This window comes from Paenibacillus sp. JCM 10914 (assembly GCF_001315105.1).
Taxonomy (GTDB): Bacteria; Bacillota; Bacilli; order Paenibacillales; family Paenibacillaceae; genus Paenibacillus_AQ.
In genome coordinates this window covers 1-4,577 of the sequence record NZ_BAZR01000064.1, presented here as the reverse complement: position 1 = coordinate 4,577, position 4,577 = coordinate 1, and the positions used below count along the sequence as shown (strand labels likewise).

General features: G+C 48.4%; 6 protein-coding genes and 2 pseudogenes. All 8 read right to left on the bottom strand.

Annotation, left to right across the window (positions count from 1 at the left end; all coding sequences use genetic code 11):
- Positions 1–586, bottom strand: a pseudogene (locus tag JCM10914_RS27995) (hypothetical protein); the annotation flags it as partial.
- Positions 583–741 (bottom strand): hypothetical protein, encoded by a 159-nt coding sequence (locus JCM10914_RS31155; RefSeq protein ID WP_023967526.1) that lies wholly within the window; start codon positions 739–741, stop codon positions 583–585. The gene JCM10914_RS31155 and the pseudogene JCM10914_RS27995, both read right to left, overlap by 4 nt.
- Positions 742–829: 88 nt before the next feature.
- A pseudogene (locus JCM10914_RS27990) lies at positions 830–1,446 on the bottom strand (ribonuclease HII).
- Positions 1,447–1,622: 176 nt separating this feature from the next.
- The gene (gene ylqF, locus JCM10914_RS27985) at positions 1,623–2,489 is read right to left on the bottom strand and encodes a ribosome biogenesis GTPase YlqF (protein WP_023967523.1); all 867 of its coding nucleotides are present in this window, start codon (positions 2,487–2,489) and stop codon (positions 1,623–1,625) included.
- A gap of 72 nt (positions 2,490–2,561) precedes the next feature.
- Complete coding sequence (gene lepB, locus JCM10914_RS27980) at positions 2,562–3,149, bottom strand: signal peptidase I (protein ID WP_036720583.1); 588 nt, start codon at positions 3,147–3,149, stop codon at positions 2,562–2,564.
- 128 nt (positions 3,150–3,277) lie between these two features.
- Entirely contained in the window at positions 3,278–3,622 is a 345-nt protein-coding gene (gene rplS, locus JCM10914_RS27975) for a 50S ribosomal protein L19 (protein ID WP_023967521.1), read from the bottom strand.
- Positions 3,623–3,820: 198 nt separating this feature from the next.
- Positions 3,821–3,955, bottom strand: coding sequence for a hypothetical protein (locus tag JCM10914_RS31605; protein ID WP_269433953.1), 135 nt, complete (start codon positions 3,953–3,955; stop codon positions 3,821–3,823).
- A gap of 99 nt (positions 3,956–4,054) precedes the next feature.
- On the bottom strand, positions 4,055–4,577 hold a 523-nt coding region (locus JCM10914_RS31600), incomplete at its 5' end, for a collagen-like protein (RefSeq protein ID WP_269433952.1).

Here is a 4,577-nt window from a genome sequence, read left to right as displayed (position 1 = left end):
TTGCTGCTGACGTCCCGGCCTGCGTGGCACCGGTGGCGGCGGCGTTAGGCATAGGCGCCGCCGGAGTCTCTGCGCCAGCCGCCGTGCCGCTGGCTGCGCTTGCCGAACCCGAGGCAGCTAAAGAAGCAGCTCTCGCTGCCTCAGCTGTGCTTCCCATGGGAGCAAGCTGCTGTTCAAGCGCTTGCAGCAGTTGATGCAGCTGCGGTCCGAACACCGCCTGATGCAGTCCTCTCACACTGTCAGGCGATACCGGCAATCCCCGGTGAAACGCAATCGCCGTTGATTCTGTCCATTCCGCTGCCGGTATATGTACGGGCTTCATCGCTAATGCTTCACGAAAAAGCGCAATATTTTCCTTCGTTAATGGGACGCCTGCCGTCTGCATGCCACGAATCATCTCTCGGTTTTCCTTGGTGTCTGGAAGACCGGCAAATTCCAATACCTGAGCCATCGAAGAAGGCGACAAGGGTTGCCCCGGAGTCTGACTGAGCGGCTTTAAGACGGCCGTCCCCCCTTCTCCTGGAGGCTGAACTTGAAGCAGCGCCGATTCTCCGGCACGAAGCGGCGCCTCCAGCTTGGCCTTCACCTGGACGCTTGAATCTGCACGACCGCGGTCTGACCGTCCTCCGCTACGTTCATCACAACCCCGCGAACGACCTGACCCGGCCTCAATTCTAATGTTTTAACTTCTCCCGGCTTCTGCTCACCCAGCAGTCCGCGAATCATTGATCCGATGTTCACGATTGATCCTCCCACACATCCTGTTTCCTTATATATCGGCAGCAGCCCGCCTTTTAACTAGGGCGGGCTGCAACGACTGTTTCTATTTCTAAAATAAAGATAATTGCTTGATCTCCATATTTCGTAAAAAGCTTCGACGATGCATGGCCGTAGGTCCACGCTGCTGCAACTGCTCTCGATGTAACTTGGTAGCATAACCTTTATGTACAGCAATACCATAACCTGGATAACGCAATTCCCATTCACCTTCACATAGACGGTCACGTGTCACTTTGGCTACGATTGAAGCAGCCGCTATCGATTGACTGTTGGCATCCCCTTTAATGATCGCACGCTGAGGAATGTCACAATCCACTTTCTCTGCATCAACCAAGAGGAAATGCGGCTCCACATCCAAGCATTCTAACGCCAGCTTCATAGCAAGTCTAGCCGCTTGTTTGATATTAATCCGATCGATCGTCTCCGCGTCAACGTGCCCAACCCCTACAGCGAGCGCTTCCTGTATAATTTGTTCATACAACGCATCCCGCTTCTTGGCACTTAACTTCTTCGAATCATCGATACCTTCCATGATGAGCCTTGCGGCAGTATGACCGCGGCAGCCACCACGTCTCCAAACAGGCAACCTCGGCCCACTTCATCTATGCCAGCAATATGTATATATTCATTCCAGTATTCACGTTCATATTGTAATAGATCTGTCATCATTCAACTCCCTATCCAGCCCGCCCAATATCATCGGTCTTCTATTAGACTATCATATCTGATGTTCATCGTCATCCTCCATGAACTAGAATGTTTGGACAGCAAAAAACCGTTTCTCCCGGCAGTCCGGCAAAAACGGTTGACCTGTGCTCTGTATCAAGAATCCCATTATGATCTCAATATGGGGATTCCATGGAATAACGCCCAAGCTTGCCCGCACGCAATTCACGCAGAAACACGCTTGATGCTTTTTCCAAATCCACTCTGCCGCCGCTAATAATACACCCGCGTTTGCGACCGATATCTTCCATAACCGAGACGATTTCATCCGGATTCTCTAAATCCGCAGGACGTTCCTTCAGCTCAAATCGCTCTTTCATTGCATCCCAATAGTAATTGGCAAAATATTTAATCGCAAAAAACGCGATATCTTCCACATTCAAAATCTCTTCTTTGATCGCGCCCGTCACCGCAAGCCGGTAGCCCACATTCTGATCTTCGAATTTCGGCCACAAGATACCCGGGGTATCCAGCAGCTCTAACTCGCCGCCTGCCACCTTGATCCACTGCTGCCCTTTGGTCACGCCTGGTCGGTCTCCTGTCGCAGCGATGTTACGGCCAGCCAGCCGATTAATCAGCGTGGATTTGCCAACATTCGGAATACCCACGATCAGCACACGCATGGCGCGGGGATTCATACCCTTGGCAATCTGCTTGTCAATCTTCTCTTTCAACAGCAATTTGATCTGATTGGGAATATCCTTAACACCAGTCCCAGTATAAGAATCTACCGGGAAGGCTGTATGTCCATTCTTTTTGAAATAAGCCAGCCACTCCCTCGTAACTTCAGGGTCAGCCAAATCCGATTTGTTCAACATAATAAGCCGCGGTTTGCCTTGCAAAATCTCGTCAATCATTGGATTTCGGCTTGAGAGCGGAAGCCTCGCATCGACCAGCTCAATGACAGCATCGATCAGCTTCAGCTTCTCCTGAATTTGGCGGCGCGCTTTGGTCATATGTCCGGGGAACCATTGTATTGTCAAACGTCGTCACCTCTACTTTGCTCTGCAAACGTTCATCGTCATTGCTTGCTTCTATAATTATTATGTTCAATGCTAATGGTTAATAAGCCCGATGTCCCTGACCGGCCAGAAGATCAGATCTGCCCTTCCAATCACATCATCCAGCGATACGTAACCGATCATACGGCTATCCGTACTGTTGGAACGGTTATCTCCCATTACAAATATATGCCCTTCCGGCACCACGCCATCGGTTACAAACGAGTTTGGAAAGTTGGTGTTATTGTACAGTCTGTCATTGGCATGAGACTGGTCAATCGCTTCCTGTATGTAGGTTTCGTCCACAGGCTCTCCATTAACCAGTACCGTGTCACCTTCAACCTTAACCGTATCGCCCGCTACCGCAATCACGCGCTTAATGAAATCTCTTCCTTCGTCTGGAACATGGAACACGATAACTTCGCCCCGTTCCGGCTGGCGGATATTATATAAGATTTCATTCACAATCAGTTTCTGATTGGATACAAATGTCGGCTCCATCGAAGGGCCTTGCACAATAAACGGTTTGAAGAGAAGCCAGCGAATAAGCACGACAAGTACCAGGGCGATCAGCAGCGCCTTTAGCCATTCCAATAATTCATTTTTAGCTTTCTTAGGCGGATTTCCCGCATTGGATGGCATAGCTCCTGGTGTTGATCTTTCTCCATAACCCACCGTCCTTCACCATGAATCATAATCGCGCGATCGCGATTTTTAGATATAGAAAAGGGGCTTGTATATACGCACAAGCCCCTTTTATCGTCTTGTTATTAACGACGAATTTCTTTAATTCTCGCTGCTTTACCGCGCAGTTCACGAAGATAATAAAGCTTCGCACGACGCACTTTACCACGGCGAGCCACTTCGATTTTATCGATTTTTGGCGAGTTGATTGGGAAAGTTCTTTCCACACCAACACCGTAAGAAATTTTACGAACGGTAAAAGTCTCACTGATTCCGCCACCGCGACGTTTAATGACAACACCTTCAAACAACTGGATACGCTCACGAGATCCCTCGATTACCTTAACGTGCACTTTTAAAGTGTCGCCAGGACGAAAGCTCGGAATATCTTTGCGAAGTTGTTCTTGAGTAATCGCTTGAACGATATTCATCTATGACTCCCTCCTCTCACACAGGCGTTCTTGCATCTTCCGGAAATCTATGTATTTCCTTCATTATCCGCAGCGGACCACCGTATTCACAACAAAAGAAATAGTACCACATTTTGCAGTTTGAATCAAGCATTTCATCTTTACAGCTGCTGATACGCCTGAAAAACCACTTTCAGCACGCCGAAAGTGGTCCAGGTCTTAATTTACGGATTCTTCACGCATTTCTTTATGACGCTTATTGTAGTAGTCCAGAATATCATCAACGGTTCGGAATTGTACTTCTGTATGGTCTGCTTCAGCTTGATTGTTATTTATCATATCGTTCTCTGACAAGATGGTTGCCTCCTATTGCGTTCCTGCTGTCTCGCTTCCAATCAGTATTAACCACAATTTCGGTAGTTGTAACATGTAATTCATGCCAAGACGAAGGAGTTACGTTCCGATTCTAAAAATATTCAAGCTAGCTGCTGTCTGTGTCGCTGTTATATTTTTATCCTGTGCTGATAAATTATACAATTGCACCGTATCTCCGAAATTCATGTTCATAATCGCTGTTCCTGCGACGATCCCATCCATGTCATTTGAGCTCATATTCGAAGTCGTCGTTGTATTACCATTCACCACAACGCCAAAAATATTCGGTAACGAATGTCCCGTTGCCGGTGCAACTTGCCAACTGAAGAAATAGAATCCTGCCGTGACAATTGTTAATGTTGTCGTGCCGTTAAAAGTCACACCCTCAAGCGAACTTTGAGAAAATGTTATGGGCGAAGCAGCGCTCACCGATTGTGTAGTGCCTAATGCATTAAACAGCACGGTGGCACCGATCGTTGGCCCCGGTCCAGTTGGCCCCGTCACACCCGTAGCACCAGTATTACCTGTTGCTCCTGTTGGGCCAGTGAATCCGGTTGCTCCTCGTACACCTGTAGCTCCAAGCAAACCTATCCCTGTAGCT

What these genes read in the sequence shown, in the direction of transcription:
- lepB (WP_036720583.1), bottom strand. Translation starts at nt 3,149, where the DNA reads ATGCCATCCAATGCGGGAAATCCGCCTAAGAAAGCTAAAAATGAATTA.
- rplS (WP_023967521.1), bottom strand. Translation starts at nt 3,622, where the DNA reads ATGAATATCGTTCAAGCGATTACTCAAGAACAACTTCGCAAAGATATT.